Source organism: Streptomyces sp. NPDC046557, assembly GCF_040645975.1.
Taxonomy (GTDB): Bacteria; Actinomycetota; Actinomycetes; order Streptomycetales; family Streptomycetaceae; genus Streptomyces.
Genome location: NZ_JBEYZH010000005.1, coordinates 172,743 through 195,871 on the forward strand (window position 1 = coordinate 172,743; position 23,129 = coordinate 195,871).

Here is a 23,129-nt window from a genome sequence, read left to right on the forward strand (position 1 = left end):
ACGGTCTGAGGGATCGACGAATACGTACAAGCAAAGGTGCAGGCCACCTTACCGGCGACTGCGCCCCCCGTGGAACGACCAACCGGGGATGCCCCATATGTGAGGCACCCCCGGTCGGGTTTCAGCTATTTGTCACGTGCGTTCGTCTTAGACGAGCTCGGTGACGGTGCCGCCGGCAGCGGCAATCTTCTCCTTGGCGGAGGCGGAAACGGCGTCAACCGAAACCGTCAGCGCCACGGAGATCTCGCCCTGGCCCAGGACCTTGACGAGGCTGTTCTTGCGAACCGCGCCCTTGGCGACCAGGTCGGCCACCGTGACCTCTCCACCCTCGGGGTAGAGGGCACCGAGCTTGTCCAGGTTGACGACCTGGAACTCGGTGCGGAACGGGTTCTTGAAGCCCTTGAGCTTCGGCAGACGCATGTGGAGGGGCATCTGCCCACCCTCGAAGCGCTGCGGGATCTGGTAACGGGCCTTCTGGCCCTTCGTACCACGACCGGCCGTCTTACCCTTCGACGCCTCACCACGACCGACACGGGTCTTCGCGGTCTTGGCGCCGGGGGCGGGACGGAGGTTGTGGGCCTTCAGCGGGCTGTTCTCAGCCATGATTAGTCAACCTCCTCAACCGTCACGAGGTGGCGGACGGTCTGCACCATTCCGCGGAACTCGGGGCGGTCCTCCTTGACGACCACGTCGTTCAGGCGCTTGAGCCCGAGCGAACGCAGAGTGTCGCGGTGGTTCTGCTTGCTGCCGATGTACGACTTCGTCTGCGTGATCTTGAGGCGGCCCATCAGACACCCGCCCCAGCACGCGCACGAAGCAGAGCCGCGGGGGCGACGTCCTCGAGGGGCAGACCACGGCGAGCCGCGATCTCCTCGGGACGCTGCAGGCCCTGGAGGGCCGCCACGGTCGCGTGCACGATGTTGATCGCGTTCGAAGAGCCGAGCGACTTCGACAGGATGTCGTGAACGCCGGCGCACTCCAGCACGGCACGCACCGGACCACCGGCGATAACGCCGGTACCCGGGGAAGCCGGCTTGAGCATGACGACGCCCGCCGCCTTCTCGCCCTGAATCGGGTGAGGGATGGTGCCCTGGATGCGCGGAACCTTGAAGAAGTTCTTCTTGGCTTCCTCGACACCCTTGGCGATGGCCGCGGGAACTTCCTTGGCCTTGCCGTAACCGACACCTACGGTGCCGTCACCGTCGCCCACCACGACCAGCGCGGTGAAGCTGAAGCGGCGACCACCCTTGACAACCTTGGCGACGCGGTTGATCGCGACAACGCGCTCAACGTAAGCGGTCTTCTCGGCGGCAGGGCCACCGTCGCGACCCTTCCGGTCCCGCCGCTCGCCGCCACCGGCACCGCTTCCGCGGCGCTGGGGTCCAGCCATTGGATTACCTCTCTCTGTTACGTCCGTGAGTCCCGGAACCGGGGCTTAGAACTTCAGCCCGGCTTCGCGGGCGGCGTCAGCCAGAGCGGCAATGCGCCCGGCGTATCGGTTGCCACCGCGGTCGAACACGACGGTCTCGACACCCGCGGCCTTGGCACGCTCGGCGACGAGCGCGCCGACAGCCTGGGCCTGGGCGCTCTTGTCGCCTTCGCCACCGCGGATCGAAGCGTCCAGGGTCGACGCCGACGCCAGGGTGTGACCCTGGAGGTCGTCGATGACCTGAGCAACGATGTTGCGGTTGGAACGCGTCACGACGAGGCGCGGACGCTCCGCCGTACCCGAGACGTTCTTGCGGATGCGGATGTGGCGGCGAGCCTTGGCAGCGCGCTTGTACGCGTCGCCCTTGGCGATCTTCACACCGTATGCCATGGCTACTTACCAGCCTTTCCGACCTTGCGGCGGATGACTTCGCCGGCGTACTTGACACCCTTGGCCTTGTACGGGTCGGGCTTCCGCAGCTTGCGGATGTTGGCGGCGACCTCGCCGACCTTCTGCTTGTCGATGCCCTCGACCGTGAACTTGGTGGGCGACTCGACCTTGAAGGAGATGCCCTCGGGCGCCTCGATCAGGATCGGGTGGCTGTAGCCAAGCTGGAACTCCAGGTCGGAGCCCTTCGCGGCGACGCGGTAACCAACACCGCTGATCTCGAGAGCCTTGACGTATCCCGTGGTCACACCGGTGATCATGTTCGCCACCAGCGTGCGGGACAGGCCGTGAAGGGCCTTGTTCTGACGCTCGTCGTTCGGGCGGATGACGTTCAGAACGCCGTCCTCACCCTTGGCGACGGCGATGGGCGCAGCGACGGTGTGCGAGAGGGAACCCTTGGGGCCCTTCACCGCGACCGTGCGGCCATCGATGGTGACGTCCACACCGGCGGGAACCTGGATGGGGAGCTTGCCGATTCGCGACATTGCTTTTCCTCCGTTCCCGACTACCAGACGTAGGCGAGGACTTCCCCACCTACGCCCTTCTTGCCTGCCTGCTGGCCGGTGAGGAGACCGTGGGACGTGGAGATGATCGCCACGCCCAGGCCGCCGAGCACCTTCGGCAGGTTGGTGGACTTCGCGTACACGCGCAGACCGGGCTTCGAGATCCGCTTGATGCCCGCGATGGAGCGCTCACGGTTCGGCCCGAACTTCAGCTCGAGGACGAGGTTCTTGCCGACCTCGGCGTCCTCGACCTTCCAGCCGGTGATGAAACCCTCCTGCTTGAGGATCTCTGCGATGTGCGACTTGATCTTGCTGTGCGGCATCACGACGGTGTCGTGGTACGCCGAGTTAGCGTTACGCAGACGCGTGAGCATGTCTGCGATCGGGTCAGTCATGGTCATGAAGTGGCCTTCGGCCTCTCTCGCCGGGGTTTCCTGTATGCGCCATCCCTCTCCCCACTCAGTGGCGGGACGGGTGCGGTGCGGGGACCTACGGCGTAGTAAGTCGTTATGGGCGGCGGACGCCCAACCACACAAGCCTAAGGCATGCGCGGCCGGGCATCCGCCGACCAGATGCTTACCGAGAGTGCCTGGAAGTTCCCAAGTCCTTGCGGACCTGCGGAATTACCAGGAGCTCTTGGTCACGCCCGGCAGCTCGCCACGGTGAGCCATCTCACGAAGGCACACGCGGCACAGGCCGAACTTGCGGTACACGGAGTGGGGGCGACCGCAGCGCTGGCAGCGGGTGTACGCACGCACACCGAACTTGGGCTTGCGGGCAGCCTTCGCGATGAGAGCCTTCTTCGCCATCTCGCTTACGCCTCCTTGAAGGGGAAGCCGAGGTGACGAAGGAGGGCACGGCCCTCGTCGTCGTTGGTCGCCGTGGTAACCACGGTGATGTCCATACCCCGGGTACGGTCGATCTTGTCCTGGTCGATCTCGTGGAACATGACCTGCTCCGTGAGACCGAAGGTGTAGTTGCCACGGCCGTCGAACTGCTTCGGCGACAGACCACGGAAGTCACGGATACGCGGCAGCGCGAGCGACAGCGTACGGTCCAGGAACTCCCACATGCGGTCACCACGGAGGGTGACGTGGCAGCCGATCGGCTGACCCTCACGCAGCTTGAACTGCGCGATGGACTTGCGGGCCTTCGTGACGGCCGGCTTCTGACCGGTGATCGTCGTCAGGTCGCGGATGGCGCCGTCGATCAGCTTGGAGTCGCGGGCGGCGTCGCCCACACCCATGTTGACCACGATCTTCACGAGACCGGGGATCTGCATGACGTTCTCGTAGGAGAACTCCTCACGCAGCTTGCCCGCGATGTCCTCGCGGTACTTCGTCTTGAGACGCGGAGTGGTAGCCATCAGATGTCCTCACCCGTCCGCTTGGCAACGCGGATCTTGTTGCCCTCGTCGTCGAAGCGGTAGCCGACGCGGGTGACGACCTTCTGGCCGTCCTTCTCCACGACCAGCTGAACGTTGCTGACGTGGACCGGCGCCTCGGTGATCACGATGCCACCGGTCTGCGAACCACCAGCGGTCTGACCGGCCTTGGTGTGCTTCTTGACCCGGTTGACACCCTCGACGAGGACGCGGTTCTCGCTGGGCATGGCCGCGATGACCTTGCCCTGCTTGCCCTTGTCCTTACCGGTGATGACCTGAACCAGGTCGCCCTTCTTGATCTTCATGCTTACAGCACCTCCGGCGCGAGCGAGATGATCTTCATGAACTTCTTCTCGCGCAGCTCACGGCCCACGGGGCCGAAGATACGGGTGCCGCGAGGGTCGCCGTCGTTCTTGAGAATGACAGCGGCGTTCTCGTCGAAGCGGATGTACGAGCCGTCCTGGCGGCGGCGCTCCTTGACGGTGCGAACGATGACCGCCTTGACGACGTCACCCTTCTTCACGTTGCCACCGGGGATCGCGTCCTTGACGGTGGCGACGATGACGTCACCGATGCCCGCGTAGCGGCGACCGGAGCCACCGAGAACACGGATGCAAAGGATTTCCTTGGCACCAGTGTTGTCGGCGACACGCAGTCGCGACTCCTGCTGGATCACGTCTATCTCCTGATTGTCTGCCGGTTCCCGGCGAGGGGTCCGTTACCGGAGCCCCTCGCCGAGCCTGGCGGAACTGACCTGAGGGGAACCCCCCAGGCTATGTCTGGCGGAACTCGCTTGCGCGAGGTTCCTTACTTGGCCTTCTCGAGGATCTCGACGATGCGCCAGCGCTTGCTCGCCGACAGCGGACGCGTCTCCATGATGAGGACGCGGTCGCCGACACCGGCAGCGTTCTGCTCGTCGTGAGCCTTGAGCTTGTTCGTACGGCGGATGACCTTGCCGTACAGCGCGTGCTTCACGCGGTCCTCGACAGCGACGACGACGGTCTTGTCCATCTTGTCGCTGACGACGAGACCCTCACGGGTCTTGCGGAAACCGCGCTCGTTCGTCTCAGTCACATTCTTCTCGCTCATCAGGCGCTCTCCACCGTCTCGATACCGAGCTCACGCTCGTGCATCAGGGTGTAGATGCGAGCGATGTCCTTACGGACGGACTTGAGCCGGCCGTTGTTCTCCAGCTGACCCGTGGCCGCCTGGAAACGCAGCTTGAACAGCTCTTCCTTGGCCTCGCGCAGCTTGGCGACGAGCGCCTCGCTGTCGAGCTCGCGCAGCTCAGACGCCTTGGTTCCGGTCGCCATCACGACTCACCTGCCTCGCGCCGAACAATCCGGCACTTCATCGGAAGCTTGTGAGCAGCGCGGGTGAGCGCCTCACGAGCAATCTTCTCGTTCGGGTAGGACAGCTCGAACATGACCCGACCCGGGTGCACGTTCGCGATCCACCACTCGGGAGAACCCTTACCGGAACCCATGCGGGTCTCGGCAGGCTTCTTCGTCAGCGGGCGGTCCGGGTAGATGTTGATCCAGACCTTGCCGCCACGCTTGATGTGGCGGGTCATCGCGATACGAGCCGCCTCGATCTGGCGGTTCGTCACGTACGCCGGGGTCAGCGCCTGGATGCCGTACTCGCCGAACGAGACCTCAGTACCGCCCTTGGCCATACCACGGCGCTTCGGGTGGTGCTGCTTGCGGTGCTTGACCCTACGAGGGATCAGCATGTCGGTCAGGCCTCCGTTCCGGTGCTCTCGGCCGGAGCGGCGGCGGGAGCGTCGGCCTTGGGGGCCTCGGCACCAGCAGCCTGCTGCGGCTTGCGGCCACCACGGCCGCCGCGCTCGCCACCACGGCCACCACGGCCGGCGGGACGGTCGCCAGCGCCACCCGCGCCACGGGCCGGGCGGTTACCCGCACGGGCCGCAGCGTTCTCGGCGCGAACCTCGGCGATGTTCTTGACGTCGCCCTTGTAGATCCAGACCTTCACACCGATACGGCCGAAGGTGGTCTTGGCCTCGAAGAAGCCGTAGTCCACGTTCGCGCGCAGCGTGTGCAGCGGCACACGACCCTCGCGGTAGAACTCGGAGCGGGACATCTCGGCGCCGCCGAGACGGCCGCCACACTGGATCTTGATGCCCTTGGCGCCGGCCTTCATCGTGCCCTGCATGCTCTTGCGCATGGCACGACGGAAGGAGACGCGGGAGGAGAGCTGCTCGGCAACGGCCTGGGCAACCAGCTGAGCGTCGAGCTCGGGGTTCTTGACCTCGAGGATGTTCAGCTGGACCTGCTTGCCCGTGAGCTTCTCGAGGTCACCGCGGATGCGGTCGGCCTCGGCGCCACGGCGGCCGATGACGATGCCCGGACGAGCGGTGTGGATGTCCACACGCACGCGGTCACGGGTGCGCTCGATCTCAACCTTCGAGATGCCGGCGCGCTCCATGCCGGACGTCATCATCCGACGGATGGCGACGTCTTCCTTGACGTAGTCCTTGTACAGCTTGTCGGCGTACCAACGCGACTTGAAGTCGGTGGTGATGCCGAGCCGGAACCCGTGCGGGTTTACCTTCTGGCCCATTACCGGGAACCTTCCTTGCTGCTGACGACCACGGTGATGTGGCTGGTCCGCTTGCGGATCCGGTAGGCACGGCCCTGGGCACGCGGACGGAACCGCTTCAGGGTCGGACCCTCGTCCACGAACGCCTCGCTGATGAACAGCGAAGAAGCGTCCGGGTGGTTGTAGTTGTGTGCGGCGTTGGCAATGGCGCTGTCAAGCACCTTGCCGACCGGCACGCTCGCGGCCTGCGGGGCGAAACGCAGGACCGCCTGAGCCTCCGTGGCATCCATGCCACGGATAAGGTCCACCACGCGGCGGGCCTTCATGGGCGTGACGCGGATGTACCGCGCCTGGGCCCTGGCTTCCATGGTTGTCCCTTCGGTGTAAGTCATAGTCGTTACCACCCCGCCTTTAGCGGCGCTTCGACTTCCGGTCGTCCTTGACGTGGCCGCGGAAGGTGCGAGTCGGCGAGAACTCGCCGAGCTTGTGGCCGACCATCGACTCGGTGACGAACACCGGGACGTGGGTCTTGCCGTTGTGCACCGCGATGGTGTGACCCAGCATGGCCGGGATGATCATCGAGCGACGGGACCAGGTCTTGATGACGTTCTTGGTACCAGCTTCGTTCTGAGCGTCCACCTTCTTGATGAGGTGTCCGTCGACGAAGGGTCCCTTCTTGAGACTGCGCGGCATCTAAACCCGCTCCTAGCGCTTCTTGTTCGTCTTGCGGCGGCGGACGATGTACTTGCTCGAAGCCTTCTTCGGCGAGCGAGTACGACCCTCCTTCTGACCCCACGGGGAGACCGGGTGGCGACCACCGCTGGTCTTGCCCTCACCACCACCGTGCGGGTGGTCAACCGGGTTCATCGCGACACCGCGGACGGACGGGCGAACGCCCTTCCAGCGCATACGGCCGGCCTTGCCCCAGTTGATGTTCGACTGCTCGGCGTTGCCGACCTCGCCGACCGTGGCGCGGCAGCGCGCGTCGACGAGACGGATCTCACCGGACGGCATGCGGAGGTGGGCCATGGTGCCCTCCTTCGCCAGCAGCTGCACGGACGCACCCGCGGAGCGGGCGAACTTCGCACCGCCGCCGGGACGCAGCTCGATCGCGTGGATGGTCGTACCGACCGGGATGTTGCGCAGCGCCAGGTTGTTGCCGGGCTTGATGTCGGCCGTGGGGCCGTTCTCGATCCGGTCACCCTGCTGCAGACCGCGCGGCGCGATGATGTAGCGCTTCTCGCCGTCGGCGTAGTGCAGCAGCGCGATGCGCGCGGTGCGGTTGGGGTCGTACTCGATGTGCGCGACCTTGGCCGGCACGCCGTCCTTGTCGTGACGACGGAAGTCGATCACGCGGTAGGCGCGCTTGTGTCCACCACCCTGGTGGCGAACGGTGATCCGACCGGTGTTGTTACGGCCGCCCTTGCTGTGCAGCGGGCGAACCAGCGACTTCTCCGGCGTGGACCGCGTGATCTCGACAAAGTCGGCGACGCTGGAGCCACGACGGCCCGGGGTCGTCGGCTTGTACTTGCGGATACCCATTTCTCAGTCCTCGTCCGATTCCGGACGACTCAGGACTCCGTTAGGAGCCCTGGCCGCCGAAGATGTCGATTCGGTCGCCCTCAGCGAGGGTCACGATGGCGCGCTTGGTGTTGGCGCGCTTGCCGAAACCGGTCTTGGTCCGCTTGCGCTTACCCTGACGGTTGATCGTGTTGACCCCGGTGACCTTGACCGAGAAGACCGCCTCGACGGCCTGCTTGATCTGGGTCTTGTTGGCGCCAGGCGCGACGATGAACGTGTACTTGTTCTCGTCCAGCAGCGCGTAGCTCTTCTCCGAGACAACCGGCTTGATCAGCAGGTCGCGCGGGTCAGAGAAGGTCTTGCTGGTAACGGTCGCCTCGGACATCAGGCGTCGCTCCCTTCGGTCTCGTCGGCCTTGGGGCCAGACACGAAGGACTCGAGCGCGGCCTGGGTGAAGACCACGTCGTCAGAGACGATCACGTCGTACGTGTTCAGCTGGCCCGGCTCCAGGATGTGAACCTGGGGCAGGTTGCGGGCGGACAGCCACGCGGCCTCGTCGGCGCGCTCGACGACCAGGAGCAGGTTCTTGCGCTCCGAGATCTTGCCGAACAGCGTCTTGGCGGCCTTCGTGGAGGCGGCACCCTCGACCACGCCGGTGACGACGTGGATGCGGGAGTGACGCGCACGGTCCGACAGGGCACCGCGGAGGGCGGCGACCTTCATCTTCTTCGGGGTCCGCTGCGAGTAGTCACGCGGCTGCGGGCCGTGGACGACGCCACCGCCGGCGAACTGCGGAGCGCGGGTGGAACCCTGACGCGCGCGGCCGGTGCCCTTCTGGCGGTACGGCTTGCGGCCACCACCACGGACTTCGCCACGGGTCTTGGTCTTGTGCGTGCCCTGACGGGCAGCGGCCAGCTGTGCGACGACGACCTGGTGGATCAGCGGAACGCTGGTCTTCGCGTCGAAGATCTCCGCGGGGAGCTCGACGGTACCGGCCTTGTCGCCTGCCGGCGAAAGGATGTCAATGGTGCTCATTAACCTCAAGCCCCCTTGGCCGCGGTACGGACCAGGACGAGGCCGCCGTTCGGACCGGGGACTGCGCCCTTGATGAGGAGCAGACCCTTCTCCGCGTCTACCGCGTGGATGGTCAGGTTCTGGGTGGTGACGCGCTCGTTGCCCATACGACCAGCCATGCGCATGCCCTTGAAGACACGCCCAGGGGTGGCGCAGCCACCGATCGAACCGGGGGAGCGGTGCTTGCGCTGCACACCGTGACCGGCGCCGAGGCCCCGGAAGTTGTGCCGCTTCATGACACCGGCGAAGCCCTTGCCCTTGCTGTTGCCCGTGACGTCAACCTTGACGCCGGACTCGAACACCTCGGCAGTGATCTCCTGGCCGAGCGTGTACTCGCCGGCGTCGGAGGTGCGGAGCTCCACCAGGTGGCGGCGGGGGGTCACGTCGGCCTTGGCGAAGTGGCCCTTGAGGGGCTTGTTCACCTTGCGCGGGTCGATCTCGCCGAAGGCGATCTGGACCGACTCGTAGCCGTCGATGTCGTTCGTACGGACCTGGGTAACGACGCAGGGTCCGGCCTTGACCACGGTCACCGGGACGACACGGTTGTTCTCGTCCCAGACCTGGGTCATGCCGAGCTTCTCGCCCAGGACGCCCTTGATCTGCTTTGCCATCTTCTCGACGCCTCTCAGAGCTTGATCTCGATGTCAACGCCGGCCGGAAGGTCCAGGCGCATCAGCGAGTCAACGGTCTTGGGAGTCGGGTCGAGGATGTCGATCAGGCGCTTGTGCGTGCGCATCTCGAAGTGCTCGCGCGAGTCCTTGTACTTGTGCGGCGACTTGATGACGCAGTACACGTTCTTCTCAGTGGGCAGCGGCACCGGGCCCGCGACCGACGCACCAGTGCGCGTCACCGTCTCGACGATCTTCTTCGCCGAGGAGTCGATGACCTCGTGGTCGTAGGCCTTGAGCCGGATGCGGATCTTCTGTCCCGCCATGGCTACTCCGTAGTCCTGTCTGTTGTGGAAACGCTCTGGCTCCCGGGCGGCTGTGGATCACTCCACGGCTTCCCTCCGACCCACGCGGTCGGGCGTGTCGCACTCCCTCCAAGAAAATTCCCATACGGAAATTCCCTCGTCCAAGGGGGTGCGGTCCCAAGACCGCGCTTCGGGGGAGAAACACCCACCGGGTGCCTGGTGGGCCCCGTGCTGACACTTCCCAGAAGATTCCCGTACGTCCGTCCCCATTGCTGCCCCGAGGGGCAGATAAGGACGACGAGTACTGTGGGACTCGCTTCCGGTCCTCCCGGCGGGAGGCGCGCAGCATCGGCACTCAACCGAGCAACTTGAGTAGTCTGCCACATGAGACACGTACTGCGCCAATCGGGCGCAGAACAATACCCCGCCGCGCGGACACGTCAAACCCTGCCACGCGACGGGGACCCCGTGGGGAGGCCTCGCCAGGCCCTTACGAGGGCGGCTCAGGGACGGATCAGGAGCGGGAGACGGTCCCGCACTCCTTCGGCAGCGCCGACACGTCCGTACTGCGGTCGTACGGATCGGTGACCGGTCCCGACGGTCGTGGGTCGGGCCGCGTCTGCTGCTCGGACGCGAACATGGGGTGCAGATAGCCTTCGCCGTCGCGCGAGCAGTCGTCGTTGCCCGCCGATTCGGACCAGCTCACGATCCGCAGCTTGCCGGGAGTCGCCGCTATCCGCTCGGGGTCGGCCAGGGCCACGGTGAGCTCTCGCCGCACGATGGTCCGCGCCACCTCGTCCGCGCCGGCGCGCGCCCGCACCAACGGGTACACGAAGGTGTAGTCGGAGTGCACCAGCACCTCTCCGGAGCGCGTGCTGTCGAACCACATCCGCCCGCGCGTCTTGACGACCTCGCCGTGCACCCGCACCTGGGCCGGCTCGAAGCGGGTGAACAGCGCCAACGGGTCGGCGTCCTTGGTGGGCCGGGCGAGGGCCCTCTCCATCAGCCCCCGGCCGTCGTCCTGCGCCGGGTCCAGCAGGTCCAGGGCCGCCTGCGGGCGCTCGCCGCGCAGGGTGGCCGGCTCCAGGTTGGCCGCCACCAGCAGCCGGCCGGTCTTCGCGAGCGCGTCCGCCACCTGCTCGCGGGAGAGCCCGCCCGTGGGCTTCGCCTCGGGCAGCTCGATGCCCGAGGCCCCGTCCGCCCACTGCCGGGCCGGGGAACCGCGGAACGGGTCCTGGAGGGTCGGCCGGTCCGGGTACTCCTGTGACGGCGCGGCCGACGGCCGCGCCGTCTCGGCGGCGAGCGGGGCGGCGTTCGCGGCCTTCTCCCGGGCCGCCGTCTTCCCCGTGAGCCGGTCTATGACCAGCTCCGGCCGTACGGCGATCACCGCGAGGGCGGCGATGAAGACGATGGCCCCGGTGGCCTTGAGCCGCCGCTTGCCCTTCCCGCGGCCCTCCATCTCCTGCCAGGCCGGCCCGGTCCGCCACCCGACCGGCTCGGCGGCCTCCCGGGCCTTGCGCGCCTTACGCCCCTTCCAGCCCTTCTCCCGCGCCGCCCGCTCCTCGTCCTCGCGCCGCAGCCGCGCGGTCACCATCCGCGCCCGCGCCGACGGCTCCACCGGGGCCTCCCCGGCCCCTGCGGCGGCCTGCTCCACGAACCGGGCCCACTCCTCGTCGGAAATACCCGTCCCGCGCGCGTCGTCGCTCTTCCCCATGCCCCCACCTTGATATGTCCACACCATGCGCAGCGGAGCCTCTCACACCCCTCCGACAAGCCGTTTCCCTCCCCCTGGCCAAAACCGGCGCCCGCCGCGGACGCCCCCTCCGGCAACCGCCCGGGCCGACGCGGCTGACGCCCCGGCCGTCGGATACGGCGTCGGGTACGACGAAGGGCCCCTTCCCCGGCGCCGAAGCGTCGGGGAAGGGGCCCCTCTGTCAAACATGGTGCCCGCTCGCGCGAGCTACCAGGTCAGAGCACGAATTACTTCGTGATCTTGGTGACCTGGCCGGCGCCCACGGTACGACCACCCTCGCGGATGGCGAACTTCAGGCCCTCTTCCATCGCGACCGGCTGGATGAGGGAGACCGTCATGTCGGTGTTGTCACCGGGCATGACCATCTCGGTGCCCTCAGGCAGGGTCACAACGCCCGTCACGTCCGTGGTACGGAAGTAGAACTGCGGGCGGTAGTTGTTGAAGAACGGGGTGTGACGGCCACCCTCGTCCTTCGACAGGATGTACGCGGCGGCCTCGAACTCGGTGTGCGGCGTGACCGAACCGGGCTTGATGATGACCTGACCGCGCTCGACGTCCTCGCGCTTGATGCCACGGAGGAGCAGACCGACGTTCTCACCGGCCTGGCCCTCGTCGAGGAGCTTGCGGAACATCTCGATACCGGTGACCGTGGTGGTGGTCTTCTCTTCCTTGATACCGATGATGTCGACGGTCTCGTTGACCTTCAGGACACCACGCTCGATACGGCCGGTGACGACCGTACCGCGACCGGTGATCGTGAAGACATCCTCGACCGGCATCAGGAAGGGCTTGTCGGTGTCGCGCGGCGGGGTCGGGATGGCCTCGTCCACGGCGTCCATCAGGCCGAGGAGCTTGTCACCCCACTCCTTGTCGCCCTCGAGCGCCTTCAGCGCGGAGACCTGGACGACCGGCAGGTCGTCGCCCGGGAAGTCGTACTCGGAGAGCAGCTCACGGACCTCGAGCTCGACGAGCTCCAGGATCTCCTCGTCGTCCACCATGTCGGCCTTGTTCAGGGCGACGACGATGTACGGAACGCCGACCTGGCGGGCCAGGAGCACGTGCTCCTTGGTCTGCGGCATCGGGCCGTCGGTGGCGGCGACCACGAGGATGGCACCGTCCATCTGCGCGGCACCGGTGATCATGTTCTTGATGTAGTCCGCGTGACCCGGGCAGTCGACGTGGGCGTAGTGACGCGCCTCGGTCTGGTACTCGACGTGCGCGATCGAGATGGTGATACCGCGCTGGCGCTCCTCAGGAGCCTTGTCGATCTGATCGAAGGCCGAAGCCGCGTTCAGGTCCGGGTACTTGTCGTGCAGCACCTTGGTAATGGCGGCCGTGAGGGTCGTCTTACCGTGGTCAATGTGACCAATGGTGCCGATGTTGACGTGCGGCTTAGTCCGCTCGAACTTCGCCTTCGCCACGGGGGTCCTCCTGAGAGTGGTTCTGTACGCCTTACAGATCGGCGCCAGGTGATCTTTGCTGGGATGCCAGTCCCCCGGGGCAATGGAAGCGGGTTGCTCCTGTTGCCCCAGAGGTACCGGTGACAAGCCTAAAGCGTGGACTCCGAAGAGTTACTCGCCCTTGGCCTTCGCGATGATCTCCTCAGCGACGTTCCGGGGAACCTCGGCGTAGGAGTCGAACTGCATCGAGTAGCTGGCGCGACCCGAGGTCTTGCTGCGGAGGTCTCCGACGTAGCCGAACATCTCCGAAAGCGGCACGAGGCCCTTCACGATGCGAGCACCGTGACGCTCGTCCATGGCCTGGATCTGGCCACGACGAGAGTTGATGTCGCCGATGACCTCACCCATGTAGTCCTCGGGCGTGGTGACCTCAACGGCCATCATCGGCTCAAGGAGCACGGGAGAAGCCTTGCGCGCGGCCTCCTTGAAGGCCTGCGAACCGGCGATCTTGAACGCGAGTTCGGAGGAGTCGACCTCGTGGTAGCCACCGTCGAGAAGAATGACGCGGACGCCAGTCATCTCGTAGCCGGCGAGGATGCCGAACTTCATGGCTTCCTGGGCACCGGCGTCCACCGACGGGATGTACTCACGCGGGATACGTCCACCGGTGACCTTGTTGACGAACTCGTAAGCCGCCTCGCCGCCCTCGATGGGCTCGATCGCGATCTGCACCTTGGCGAACTGACCGGTACCACCGGTCTGCTTCTTGTGGGTGTAGTCGTGACGCTCGACGGACTTGCGGATCGTCTCGCGGTAGGCCACCTGCGGCTTGCCGACGTTCGCCTCGACCTTGAACTCGCGACGCATGCGGTCGACGAGGATGTCGAGGTGGAGCTCGCCCATACCACCGATGATGGTCTGGCCGGTCTCCTCGTCCGAGTGAACCTGGAAGGAGGGGTCCTCTTCCGCGAGACGCTGGATGGCGACACCCAGCTTCTCCTGGTCACCCTTGGACTTGGGCTCGATCGCGACCTGGATGACCGGGGCCGGGAAGTCCATGGACTCCAGGATGACCGGGGCCTTCTCGTCGCACAGCGTCTCACCGGTGGTGGTCTGCTTCAGGCCCATGACGGCGACGATGTCACCGGCGCCCACCGACTCGATCTCCTCACGCTTGTTCGCGTGCATACGGTAGATCTTGCCGATGCGCTCCTTCTTGCCCTTGACGGAGTTCAGCACCGCGGTGCCGGCCTCCAGGCGACCGGAGTAGATCCGGACGAAGGTGAGCTTACCGAGGTGCGGGTCGCTCGCGATCTTGAACGCGAGGGCCGACAGCGGCTCGGAGTCGGCCGGCTTGCGCTTGACGACGACCTCCGCGTCCTTGACGTCGTGGCCCTCGATGGCCTCGACGTCCAGGGGGGAAGGCAGGTAGCGCACGACGGCGTCGAGCAGGGGCTGAACGCCCTTGTTCTTGAACGCGGTGCCACAGAACACGGGGGTGACAGTGGTGTCGCCGCCCTTGCCGGAGGCGATGGTGATACGACGGACGGCGGCGTAGAGCTGCTCCTCGGTGGGCTCGGTGCCCTCCAGGAACAGCTCCATCATCTCCTCGTCGTTCTCCGCGACGGCCTCGACGAGCTTGCCGCGCCATTCGTCGGCGAGCTCGACGTGCGAAGCGGGGATGTCGACGACGTCGTACATCTCGCCCTTGGAGGCCTCGGCGGACCAGACAAGGGCCTTCATGCGGACCAGGTCGACAACGCCCTGGAAGTCCATCTCGGAGCCGATGGGCAGCTGCATGACGATCGGGGTCGCGCCGAGGCGGTCCACGATCATGTCGACACAGCGGAAGAACTCGGCGCCGGTACGGTCCAGCTTGTTGACGAAGCAGATGCGCGGCACGCCGTAACGGTCGGCCTGACGCCACACCGTCTCGGACTGCGGCTCCACACCGGCGACACCGTCGAAGACGGTGACGGCACCGTCGAGGACGCGGAGCGAACGCTCCACCTCTACGGTGAAGTCGACGTGACCCGGGGTGTCGATGATGTTGATGGTGTGGTCGACCTCGTCAAGAGGCCAGTGGCAGGTCGTCGCGGCAGACGTGATGGTGATACCACGCTCCTGCTCCTGCTCCATCCAGTCCATCGTGGCGGCGCCGTCGTGGACCTCACCGATCTTGTACGACACACCGGTGTAGAACAGGATGCGCTCGGTGGTGGTCGTCTTGCCCGCGTCGATGTGGGCCATGATCCCGATGTTGCGGACCTTGGCCAGGTCAAGCGAAGTGGTAGCCATAAGGCTTCGGTCTTCTCTCGGTCTCGATGTGGGGTGGGACTACCAGCGGTAGTGCGCGAACGCCTTGTTGGACTCGGCCATCTTGTGCGTGTCCTCGCGCTTCTTGACGGCAGCGCCAAGACCGTTGGAGGCGTCGAGCAGCTCGTTCATGAGGCGCTCGGTCATGGTCTTCTCGCGGCGGGCGCGGGAGTAACCCACGACCCAGCGCAGCGCCAGGGTGGCGGCACGACCGGGCTTGACCTCGATCGGCACCTGGTAGGTGGCGCCACCGACACGGCGGGACTTGACCTCAAGCGACGGCTTGACGTTCTCCAGCGCGCGCTTCAGCGTGATGACCGGGTCAGCGCCGGTCTTCTCGCGGAGGCCCTCCATCGCGCCGTAGACGATGCGCTCGGCGGTGGAGCGCTTGCCGTTCAGGAGGATCTTGTTGATGAGCGACGTCACCAGAGGAGATGCGTAGACCGGGTCGATGATGACCGGGCGCTTCGGGGCGGGGCCCTTACGAGGCATTCTTACTTCTCCTTCTTGGCGCCGTAGCGGCTGCGGGCCTGCTTGCGGTTCTTGACAGCCTGCGTGTCAAGCGCACCGCGGATGATCTTGTAACGAACACCCGGCAGGTCCTTCACACGGCCACCACGCACGAGCACGATCGAGTGCTCCTGCAGGTTGTGTCCCTCACCCGGAATGTAAGCGGTGACCTCGATGCCGGAGGTCAGACGCACACGCGCGACCTTACGGAGCGCCGAGTTCGGCTTCTTCGGGGTGGTCGTGAACACACGCGTGCAGACGCCGCGACGCTGGGGCGAAGCCTCAAGCGCGGGGGTCTTTGTCTTCTCGACCTTGTCCTGCCGGCCCTTACGGACCAGCTGCTGGATCGTAGGCACTACTTCTCCGGTTTCTGTGTGCCGTGTAGTGAAGCTAACCTGGAACTTTGCCGACCCACGCGGTCGGGTGTGTCGGATCCGGTGGAGCTCCGCGCTAACGGAGATCACGTGGATCGCGGTGGCTTGATGTGGCTCTTATGCGGGTGATGGACACGCACGGGAGCCCAGGCACACCCCAGGCACAAGGTCTGAGCGTACCCATCCCATCCACTCCGGTCAAAACAAAAGCCCGGCGCCCGCCGCGCGGCCCGCTCCCCCACAGACCCGCAGGCCAGACGGGGCACGGGATTCGGGCCTGGACCCCGCCCCCGCACGGGCTCTGATGTGCGGAACCCGCGCACATGTGGTACGTGGCCGCGCGCTGCCCGCGCCGCCCTAGACTGACGAGCCGGACAAACCGCCACCGGCGAAGTCGATCAGCAGGGAGCAGCGCATTGGGAACCGTGGCCTCGGAGCCCACCACACGGGAAGCTCCCGCCCGGCGGCGGCCCGCCTCGACCCGGCGCCGCCTGGGTCGCCTGCGCGGCCCACTGCTCGCCTTCCTCGTCACCTCGGGCGCGTTCTGCGCGGCCTGGGTGGCCCGCGGCACCTTCCCCTTCGGGAACACCGGCCGCGCCCTCAACGACCAGGCCAATCAGTACGTGCCCTTCCACCGCGCCCTGTGGGACCTGGTGCACGGGCAGGCCGCCGGTGACCTGCTGTTCAGCTGGCGCGGGGGCTTCGGGCAGCAGTTCCTGTCCGACTACTACACCTACCTCGGCAACCCGTTCTCCTGGCTCGCCGTCCTCGTGCCCCGGGCCCACGTCGACCTCGCCGTCTTCGTCGTCACCCCCCTGACGATGGGCACCGCGGCCGCCGTGATGACGGTGTACCTCGGGAAGCTGCACCCCGGCCCGTGGTGGCAGCGGGGGGTGCTCGGAGCGACGTACGGACTGTGCGGGTGGGCGCTCAGCGACGCCTCGTACATCCCGATGTGGCTGTGGGGGCTGGTGGCCCTGCCACTGCTCGGCATCGCCGTCGAGTGGTGTCTGGAGCAGCGGCGCTGGCCCGGCGTCGCGCTGTTCGTCGCGCTCGCCTGGTTCGGGAACTTCTACACCGCGATGATGGCGACGATGGCCGCCTGCGTGCTCCTGGCGATCCGGCTGGCCACGCGCGAGATGACCGGCTCCGAGCGGCTGCGCGCCGTGTGGCGGGCGGCCACGGCAACCGTCACGGGCGTCTTCCTCACCCTGCCCCTGCTCCTGCCGTCCTTCCTGTCGAGCGGCGCCGCGCAGCCCACCCGGGCCGGCTCCTTCGAGCCGGTCCGGATCGAGATCCTGCTCGCCGGGATGCTGCCCGCCACGCACCTGTGGGGCGGCCGGCCCCGGCTGTACGTCGCCTCCCTGGGGCTGATCCTGGCGGGCGCGTTCCTCTTCAACTCCGCGATCGCGCGCAAGACGCGCCTGGTGTGGGCGGGTGCGACGCTGCTGGTGCTCGCCTCGTTCCAGTTCCCGCCGACCCAGTACGTGTGGCACGGCCTGGCGGTCCCGAACGGCAACCCGTACCGCGAGGCCTTCGTGTTCAGCGGGATGGTGGTGATCGCCGCCTGGCTGGCGCTCGCCCACCGCCCGCGCCCGCTGCACCTCGCGCTGTCGGCCGCCCTGCTGGTGGCGGCCACCTTCGTGCTGCGGCACACCGACGACTTCGGCGGCTGGACGTGGCCGGCCGTGCTCGGCGGCGGGGCCCTGTCGCTGCTCGCGCTGGTCCTGCTCTCCCTCGGCGAGAAGCGTCGCCACCTCGTCCCGATCGCGGCCGTACTGATGGTCGGCGTCGTCTTCGCGGAATCCACCGCCGCCGCGCTGGGCGCCGACACCCGGCGGGCCCGCGAACGCTGGGCGGCGCCCGCCGCCACCTCCAACGCGTCGATCAGCCGGCACTTCGACGCGGTCCGGGCCGTGGACGGCTGGCCCGCGTACCGGACCGACTCGGGCGCGCCGCAGACCTCGTACAACGACGCCCTGGCCCTGCGCGCGGAGGGGCCGCAGTACTACAGCAGCTACCTCCCCGAGGCCACGTACCGGGCCCTGGAGCCCCTGGGATACGGCTTCAAGAACGACGGCCGGACCTTCTTCGGGGCCGACAACCCGGTCCTCGACGCGATCTTCTCGATCGGCGCGCGGGTACGGCCGGGGGACGCGAAGAACAGCTGGACCGCGACGACGTTCCCCGCCCCGCCCCTGGTCACCCTGCGCGGCGGCGCCTACACCTCCCCCAACCCGGCCGACAGCGTGTACGCCCGCCAGGAGAACGTCCTGGGCGCGACCGTCTACCAGGTCCCGCAGGTCACCCGGGGCGGTACCGCCACCGCCCAGACGTACGCGGCCCAGTGCGCCCCCGGCTCCGCCGCCTACTGGTACTCCCCCGAGCTCTTCGGCACGCTCTCCCAGGGTTCCCTCACCCGCACCCTCCAGGACCGCATGAGCGGGGTCGTCCCCCTCGGCACGGTCCCCGCCTCGGGCCGCCTCGACGTCACGGTCGCCACGCACACCGCGCACGCCACCGCCGGCACCCACCCCATCGGCTGCCTGGACCGCCCGGCGCTCGACTCGACGGTCCGCCGGCTCACCACCACCGGCGCCACGCAGGTCTCCGCGGAGGGCCACACCATCGAAGCCACCCTCCCGAAGGGCTCCACGGGCACCGCCGTCTTCGCGATGACCGCCGTCCCGGGTTGGCAGTGCTCCGCCCCGGTCCGGCCCTTCCACGGCCTGGTCGCCCTCGCCGTGCCCGCGGGCACCACGAAGGTCTCCTGCACCTTCACCCCGAAGGGCCTCACCCCCGGCCTCGCCGCCGCCACCCTCGCGCTCCTGGCCCTGGCCTCCGTCACGGTCGCCTCCCGCCGCCGCCGTAACTGACGTGCCCGGGCCCGGGCCGGCCCCGGAACACGAAGAAGCAGGAACACGAAGAAGCCCCCCGCCGCTCCTCTCGGAGCGGCGGGGGGCTTCTTCGTATGACCTTTAGCCGTTGTACGGGCCGTAGTCGTAGTCCTCCAGCGGGACAGCCTGGCCGGAGCCGGTGCCGAAGGGCGAGTAGTCGATGTCGTCGTAGCCGACGGCCGAGTACATCGCGGCCTTGGCTTCCTCGGTCGGCTCGACCCGGATGTTGCGGTAACGGGCGAGGCCCGTACCGGCCGGGATGAGCTTACCGATGATGACGTTCTCCTTGAGGCCGATCAGGGAGTCGGACTTGGCGTTGATCGCCGCGTCCGTCAGAACCCTGGTCGTCTCCTGGAAGGACGCCGCCGACAGCCACGACTCGGTGGCGAGCGAGGCCTTGGTGATACCCATCAGCTGCGGACGGCCGGAGGCGGGGTGACCGCCCTCGGTGACCACACGACGGTTCTCGGTCTCGAACTTCGACCGCTCGACCAGCTCGCCCGGCAGGAGCTCCGCGTCGCCGGACTCGATGATCGTCACGCGGCGCAGCATCTGCCGGATGATGATCTCGATGTGCTTGTCGTGGATCGACACGCCCTGCGAGTTGTAGACCTTCTGGACTTCGCCGACCAGGTGGACCTGGACGGCACGCTGACCGAGGATGCGCAGCACGTCGTGCGGGTTGGTGGCACCCATGGTGAGCTTCTGGCCCACCTCGACGTGGTCGCCCTCGTGCACGATGACCTTGGCGCGCTTGGAGATCGGGAACGCCGTCTCCTCGCTGCCGTCGTCGGGCGTGATGACGATCTTCTTCGTCTTCTCGGTCTCCTCGATCCGCACGCGACCGGCGGCCTCGGAGATCGGGGCGACACCCTTCGGGGTACGGGCCTCGAAGAGCTCGACGACACGCGGCAGACCCTGCGTGATGTCGTCACCCGCCACACCACCGGTGTGGAAGGTACGCATCGTCAGCTGGGTACCGGGCTCACCGATGGACTGGGCGGCGATGATGCCGACCGCCTCACCGATGTCGACCAGCTTGCCGGTGGCCAGGGAGCGGCCGTAGCAGAAGGCACAGGTGCCGACCGCGGACTCGCAGGTCAGGACCGAGCGGGTCTTGACCTCCTCGACACCGTTCGCGATGAGGGCGTCGATGAGCACGTCACCGAGGTCCACGTTCGCCGGCGCGATGACCTTGCCGTCGATGACGACGTCCTCGGCCAGCATGCGGGCGTACACGGAGGTCTCGACGTCGTCCGCCTTGCGGAGGACACCCGCCTCGTCCTTGACACCGATCTTGAGCTTGAGGCCGCGCTCGGTGCCGCAGTCCTCCTCGCGGATGATGACGTCCTGCGAGACGTCCACCAGACGACGGGTGAGGTAACCCGAGTCGGCGGTACGCAGGGCGGTGTCCGCCAGACCCTTACGGGCACCGTGCGTGGAGATGAAGTACTCCAGAACGGTGAGGCCCTCACGGAAGGACGCCTTGATCGGACGCGGGATGGTCTCGTTCTTCGCGTTCGACACCAGACCACGCATACCGGCGATCTGTCGCATCTGCATCATGTTTCCTCGGGCACCCGAGTCAACCATCATGAAGATGGGGTTCGTCTTGGGGAAGTTCGCGTTCATCGCCTCGGCAACCTCGTTGGTCGCCTTGGTCCAGATCGCGATGAGCTCCTGCGTGCGCTCGTCCTTGGTGATCAGACCGCGCTCGTACTGCTTCTGGACCTTCTCGTCCAGCTCCTCGTAGCCCTTGACGATGGCCTTCTTGGCCTCGGGCACGACGACGTCGGAGATGGCCACGGTGACGCCCGAACGGGTCGCCCAGTGGAAGCCGGCCGCCTTCAGGTTGTCGAGCGTCGCCGCCACGATGACCTTGGGGTAGCGCTCCGCCAGGTCGTTGACGATCTCGGAGAGCTGCTTCTTGCCCACCGAGTAGTCGACGAACGGGTAGTCCTCGGGCAGCAGCTCGTTGAAGAGCGCGCGGCCCAGGGTGGTGCGCAGACGGAAGCTGTCGCCCGGCTGGAACTCCTGCTCGCCTTCCTCGGCCACCGGCGGCACCCAGCCGCGCGGCGGGATGGTGCCCACCGGGAAGCGGATGTCGACCTGCGACTGCAGCGCGAGCTCGCCGTTGTCGAACGCCATGGTCGCCTCGGCCGTGGAGCCGAACGCACGGCCCTCGCCCTTGGTGTCACGCAGCTCACCGTCGGTGGTCAGGAAGAACAGACCGAGGACCATGTCCTGGGTCGGCATCGTGACCGGACGGCCGTCGGCCGGCTTGAGGATGTTGTTCGAGGACAGCATCAGGATGCGGGCCTCGGCCTGCGCCTCCGCGGAGAGCGGCAGGTGCACGGCCATCTGGTCACCGTCGAAGTCCGCGTTGAACGCGGTGCAGACGAGCGGGTGGATCTGGATGGCCTTGCCTTCGACCAGCTGGGGCTCGAAGGCCTGGATGCCGAGACGGTGCAGCGTGGGCGCACGGTTCAGCAGCACCGGGTGCTCGGCGATGACCTCTTCGAGCACGTCGTAGACGACCGTACGGCCGCGCTCGACCATGCGCTTCGCCGACTTGATGTTCTGCGCGTGGTTCAGGTCGACCAGGCGCTTCATCACGAACGGCTTGAAGAGCTCCAGCGCCATGGCCTTGGGCAGACCACACTGGTGCAGCTTCAGCTGCGGACCGACGACGATCACGGAACGCGCGGAGTAGTCCACGCGCTTGCCGAGGAGGTTCTGACGGAATCGACCCTGCTTGCCCTTGAGCATGTCGCTCAGGGACTTCAGCGGACGGTTGCCGGGGCCCGTGACGGGGCGACCACGACGGCCGTTGTCGAAGAGGGCGTCGACCGCCTCCTGGAGCATCCGCTTCTCGTTGTTCACGATGATCTCGGGGGCACCGAGGTCGAGCAGACGCTTCAGACGGTTGTTGCGGTTGATCACGCGGCGGTACAGGTCGTTCAGGTCGGAGGTCGCGAAGCGGCCACCGTCCAGCTGCACCATCGGACGCAGGTCCGGCGGGATCACCGGCACGCAGTCGAGCACCATGCCCTTGGGGCTGTTGCTGGTCTGCAGGAACGCGGAGACGACCTTGAGGCGCTTGAGCGCACGGGTCTTCTTCTGGCCCTTGCCGGTACGGATGATCTCGCGAAGGCGCTCGGCCTCTTCCTCGAGGTCGAAGGACTCCAGGCGCTTCTGCAGCGCCGCGGCACCCATCGAACCGTCGAAGTAGGTACCGAAGCGGTCGCGCAGCTCGCGGTAGAGCAGCTCGTCGCCTTCGAGGTCCTGGACCTTGAGGTTCTTGAAGCGGGACCAGACCTCGTCCAGACGGTCGATCTCGCGCTGCGCACGGTCGCGCAGCTGCTTCATCTCGCGCTCGGCACCTTCGCGCACCTTGCGGCGCACGTCGGCCTTGGCGCCCTCGGCCTCAAGCTCGGCCAGGTCGGTCTCGAGCTTCTTGGCCCGGCCTTCGAGGTCCGCGTCACGGCGGTTCTCGATCTGCTGGCGCTCGACGGAGACGTGGGCCTCCAGCGACGGGAGGTCGCGGGTGCGGCGCTCGTCGTCCACGAACGTGATCATGTACGCGGCGAAGTAGATGACCTTTTCGAGGTCCTTCGGCGCGAGGTCCAGCAGGTATCCGAGGCGCGACGGGACGCCCTTGAAGTACCAGATGTGGGTGACGGGAGCGGCAAGCTCGATGTGGCCCATCCGCTCACGACGCACCTTGGCGCGCGTGACCTCGACGCCACAGCGCTCACAGATGATGCCCTTGAAGCGGACACGCTTGTACTTGCCGCAGTAGCACTCCCAGTCCCGGGTCGGACCGAAGATCTTCTCGCAGAAGAGTCCGTCCTTCTCGGGCTTGAGGGTGCGGTAGTTGATGGTCTCCGGCTTCTTGACCTCGCCGTGCGACCAGGTTCGGATGTCGTCCGCGGTGGCAAGGCCGATCCGCAGCTCGTCGAAGAAGTTGACGTCGAGCACTGTGCGTCAATCCCTCTTTCGGGGTCGAGTCTCAATCATGGTCTGAACGGTCCCGGGGATGACGGGGG

27 protein-coding genes and 1 pseudogene are annotated in these 23,129 nt (G+C 66.9%); 1 reads left to right on the forward strand and 27 read right to left on the reverse strand.

All coding sequences use genetic code 11. The annotated features are described in order from the left end of the window. Positions 1-147: 147 nt before the first annotated feature. The 26 genes and pseudogenes from rplO to rpsL form a co-directional block, all read right to left on the reverse strand. Positions 148-603, reverse strand: coding sequence for a 50S ribosomal protein L15 (rplO, locus tag ABZ934_RS14045; RefSeq protein ID WP_030154704.1), 456 nt, complete (start codon positions 601-603; stop codon positions 148-150). Between the two features lie 2 nt (positions 604-605). Next, positions 606-788 (reverse strand): 50S ribosomal protein L30, encoded by a 183-nt coding sequence (rpmD, locus tag ABZ934_RS14050; RefSeq protein ID WP_361312431.1) that lies wholly within the window; start codon positions 786-788, stop codon positions 606-608. Next, positions 788-1,390 carry a 30S ribosomal protein S5 gene (gene rpsE / locus ABZ934_RS14055; RefSeq protein ID WP_136213231.1) on the reverse strand — a complete coding sequence of 201 codons (603 nt, stop codon included), beginning with the start codon at positions 1,388-1,390 and terminating at the stop codon, positions 788-790. The genes rpmD and rpsE overlap by 1 nt, the downstream gene beginning before the upstream one ends. 45 nt (positions 1,391-1,435) lie before the next feature. Beyond that, positions 1,436-1,819: a 50S ribosomal protein L18 gene (gene rplR, locus ABZ934_RS14060; protein WP_030026334.1), complete on the reverse strand. Its 384-nt coding sequence runs from the start codon at positions 1,817-1,819 to the stop codon at positions 1,436-1,438. A gap of 2 nt (positions 1,820-1,821) precedes the next feature. Further along, the gene (gene rplF, locus ABZ934_RS14065; RefSeq protein WP_053682616.1) at positions 1,822-2,361 is read right to left on the reverse strand and encodes a 50S ribosomal protein L6; all 540 of its coding nucleotides are present in this window, start codon (positions 2,359-2,361) and stop codon (positions 1,822-1,824) included. 20 nt (positions 2,362-2,381) lie between these two features. After that, positions 2,382-2,780: a 30S ribosomal protein S8 gene (gene rpsH, locus ABZ934_RS14070; protein WP_007265911.1), complete on the reverse strand. Its 399-nt coding sequence runs from the start codon at positions 2,778-2,780 to the stop codon at positions 2,382-2,384. 222 nt (positions 2,781-3,002) lie between these two features. Next, entirely contained in the window at positions 3,003-3,188 is a 186-nt protein-coding gene (locus ABZ934_RS14075; protein ID WP_003956452.1) for a type Z 30S ribosomal protein S14, read from the reverse strand. A 5-nt stretch (positions 3,189-3,193) separates the two neighbouring features. Then, complete coding sequence (gene rplE / locus ABZ934_RS14080) at positions 3,194-3,745, reverse strand: 50S ribosomal protein L5 (protein ID WP_030298216.1); 552 nt, start codon at positions 3,743-3,745, stop codon at positions 3,194-3,196. Then, positions 3,745-4,068, reverse strand: a complete 324-nt coding sequence (gene rplX / locus ABZ934_RS14085) for a 50S ribosomal protein L24 (RefSeq protein ID WP_136213229.1) — start codon at positions 4,066-4,068, stop codon at positions 3,745-3,747. Before rplX ends, rplE begins: the two co-directional genes overlap by 1 nt. Positions 4,069-4,070: 2 nt before the next feature. After that, complete coding sequence (gene rplN, locus ABZ934_RS14090; RefSeq protein ID WP_003956455.1) at positions 4,071-4,439, reverse strand: 50S ribosomal protein L14; 369 nt, start codon at positions 4,437-4,439, stop codon at positions 4,071-4,073. Between the two features lie 131 nt (positions 4,440-4,570). Continuing rightward, positions 4,571-4,852 carry a 30S ribosomal protein S17 gene (gene rpsQ / locus ABZ934_RS14095; protein WP_030026328.1) on the reverse strand — a complete coding sequence of 94 codons (282 nt, stop codon included), beginning with the start codon at positions 4,850-4,852 and terminating at the stop codon, positions 4,571-4,573. After that, positions 4,852-5,076, reverse strand: a complete 225-nt coding sequence (gene rpmC, locus ABZ934_RS14100; protein ID WP_361312434.1) for a 50S ribosomal protein L29 — start codon at positions 5,074-5,076, stop codon at positions 4,852-4,854. Before rpmC ends, rpsQ begins: the two co-directional genes overlap by 1 nt. Then, positions 5,076-5,495 (reverse strand): 50S ribosomal protein L16, encoded by a 420-nt coding sequence (gene rplP / locus ABZ934_RS14105; RefSeq protein ID WP_030026326.1) that lies wholly within the window; start codon positions 5,493-5,495, stop codon positions 5,076-5,078. The genes rpmC and rplP overlap by 1 nt, the downstream gene beginning before the upstream one ends. 5 nt (positions 5,496-5,500) lie before the next feature. Then, positions 5,501-6,343, reverse strand: a complete 843-nt coding sequence (gene rpsC, locus ABZ934_RS14110) for a 30S ribosomal protein S3 (RefSeq protein WP_356811231.1) — start codon at positions 6,341-6,343, stop codon at positions 5,501-5,503. Next, positions 6,343-6,690 carry a 50S ribosomal protein L22 gene (gene rplV, locus ABZ934_RS14115; protein WP_136213228.1) on the reverse strand — a complete coding sequence of 116 codons (348 nt, stop codon included), beginning with the start codon at positions 6,688-6,690 and terminating at the stop codon, positions 6,343-6,345. Before rplV ends, rpsC begins: the two co-directional genes overlap by 1 nt. A gap of 43 nt (positions 6,691-6,733) precedes the next feature. Beyond that, positions 6,734-7,015 (reverse strand): 30S ribosomal protein S19, encoded by a 282-nt coding sequence (gene rpsS, locus ABZ934_RS14120; protein ID WP_043230274.1) that lies wholly within the window; start codon positions 7,013-7,015, stop codon positions 6,734-6,736. A gap of 12 nt (positions 7,016-7,027) precedes the next feature. Continuing rightward, positions 7,028-7,864 carry a 50S ribosomal protein L2 gene (gene rplB / locus ABZ934_RS14125; RefSeq protein ID WP_136213227.1) on the reverse strand — a complete coding sequence of 279 codons (837 nt, stop codon included), beginning with the start codon at positions 7,862-7,864 and terminating at the stop codon, positions 7,028-7,030. A 40-nt stretch (positions 7,865-7,904) separates the two neighbouring features. Beyond that, positions 7,905-8,207: pseudogene (gene rplW, locus ABZ934_RS14130) on the reverse strand (50S ribosomal protein L23); the annotation flags it as partial. A gap of 20 nt (positions 8,208-8,227) precedes the next feature. Continuing rightward, entirely contained in the window at positions 8,228-8,878 is a 651-nt protein-coding gene (rplD, locus tag ABZ934_RS14135; protein ID WP_031152736.1) for a 50S ribosomal protein L4, read from the reverse strand. A gap of 5 nt (positions 8,879-8,883) precedes the next feature. Then, positions 8,884-9,528, reverse strand: a complete 645-nt coding sequence (gene rplC, locus ABZ934_RS14140) for a 50S ribosomal protein L3 (RefSeq protein ID WP_361312436.1) — start codon at positions 9,526-9,528, stop codon at positions 8,884-8,886. A 14-nt stretch (positions 9,529-9,542) separates the two neighbouring features. Then, positions 9,543-9,851 (reverse strand): 30S ribosomal protein S10, encoded by a 309-nt coding sequence (gene rpsJ / locus ABZ934_RS14145; protein WP_003948644.1) that lies wholly within the window; start codon positions 9,849-9,851, stop codon positions 9,543-9,545. Positions 9,852-10,344: 493 nt separating this feature from the next. Then, on the reverse strand, positions 10,345-11,544 hold the full coding sequence (locus tag ABZ934_RS14150) for a hypothetical protein (protein WP_361312438.1): 1,200 nt from the start codon (positions 11,542-11,544) through the stop codon (positions 10,345-10,347). 266 nt (positions 11,545-11,810) lie between these two features. Further along, complete coding sequence (gene tuf / locus ABZ934_RS14155) at positions 11,811-13,004, reverse strand: elongation factor Tu (RefSeq protein ID WP_361312440.1); 1,194 nt, start codon at positions 13,002-13,004, stop codon at positions 11,811-11,813. 150 nt (positions 13,005-13,154) lie between these two features. Next, entirely contained in the window at positions 13,155-15,281 is a 2,127-nt protein-coding gene (gene fusA / locus ABZ934_RS14160; RefSeq protein WP_361312442.1) for an elongation factor G, read from the reverse strand. 39 nt (positions 15,282-15,320) lie between these two features. Next, entirely contained in the window at positions 15,321-15,791 is a 471-nt protein-coding gene (gene rpsG / locus ABZ934_RS14165) for a 30S ribosomal protein S7 (RefSeq protein WP_053682626.1), read from the reverse strand. Between the two features lie 2 nt (positions 15,792-15,793). Beyond that, positions 15,794-16,165 carry a 30S ribosomal protein S12 gene (gene rpsL, locus ABZ934_RS14170; RefSeq protein WP_007265893.1) on the reverse strand — a complete coding sequence of 124 codons (372 nt, stop codon included), beginning with the start codon at positions 16,163-16,165 and terminating at the stop codon, positions 15,794-15,796. Between the two features lie 443 nt (positions 16,166-16,608). Between rpsL and ABZ934_RS14175 the strand changes: the two genes are divergently transcribed. Further along, complete coding sequence (locus tag ABZ934_RS14175; protein ID WP_361312602.1) at positions 16,609-19,059, forward strand: YfhO family protein; 2,451 nt, start codon at positions 16,609-16,611, stop codon at positions 19,057-19,059. A 102-nt stretch (positions 19,060-19,161) separates the two neighbouring features. Here ABZ934_RS14175 and ABZ934_RS14180 read toward each other — a convergent pair whose 3' ends face one another. After that, a complete protein-coding gene (locus ABZ934_RS14180) occupies positions 19,162-23,061 on the reverse strand; it encodes a DNA-directed RNA polymerase subunit beta' (protein WP_361312444.1) in 3,900 nt (1,299 codons plus the stop codon). Positions 23,062-23,129 lie beyond the last annotated feature (68 nt).